This window comes from Rosenbergiella sp. YN46, from assembly GCF_036620675.1.
Lineage (GTDB): Bacteria > Pseudomonadota > Gammaproteobacteria > Enterobacterales > Enterobacteriaceae > Jejubacter.
In genome coordinates this window covers 1-733 of sequence record NZ_JAZHEE010000100.1, presented here as the reverse complement: position 1 = coordinate 733, position 733 = coordinate 1, and the positions used below count along the sequence as shown (strand labels likewise).

At 35.1% G+C, this 733-nt stretch carries 1 protein-coding gene and 1 pseudogene; both read right to left on the bottom strand.

Going from position 1 to position 733, the window contains the following annotated elements:
* Positions 1-299 precede the first annotated feature (299 nt).
* A pseudogene (locus tag V3W49_RS22685) lies at positions 300-467 on the bottom strand (cyclin family protein); the annotation flags it as partial.
* 18 nt (positions 468-485) lie between these two features.
* Positions 486-733: hypothetical protein (locus tag V3W49_RS22680; protein ID WP_500148201.1), on the bottom strand; the 248-nt coding region annotated here is incomplete at its 5' end.

The window sequence follows — 733 nt, the reverse complement described above, 5'->3', positions numbered from 1 at the left end:
ATAAGAAAAAACATGGCAAGATGCCACGTTGTTATGCTGACATTGATTGAAAATCAGTCATTTCTCGACACTGGAATAACAAACTATAATGAAAATTGCTTGTTAAGAATTAAAAAAAAATAAGTGAATTATTCTTTATAATGAACTAATAGTGACTTTCCCATAACAGGATGAACAGCTATTATATTTTCGCCCTTCTCAGCTAGAAATTCGTTTACTACATCTTGAAGAAATACTCCCTGTGGTAATTGTTCAGCTTCAAAATATTGTATTTTGTGAATCATTATAGTGAGGATCAATTAAGACGATATTAACAATTCTGAAAGTCCTTTGTACCTATTCCTAATGGTTACTTCGGTTATGTTAGAAGCTTCTGCAATATCTCTTTGAGTCTTATTTTCTCCATTTGTAATACATGCCGCGTAAAGTGCAGCTCCAGCCAATCCCATTGGATTTTTTCCAGCTGAGCTTTTATCTTCTTCAGCTTATCTAGGAATTTTAACTGCATAACGTTTTGTTTTTTCTGATAATCCTATTTTGTTAGCAATTCTGGCCACATTTTGTACTGAATCTACGACGGGCATCTTCAAGTCTAATTCCTTTAGTAACAGTCTGTAATATGCTGCTAGATCTTTTTTTCTGATATTCGCTGTCACGGCAATCTCCTTGAGGGTTCTTGGGGTTCCGATCTCACGGCATGCAGCATATAATGCTGAACTCATCATGCCAGTTA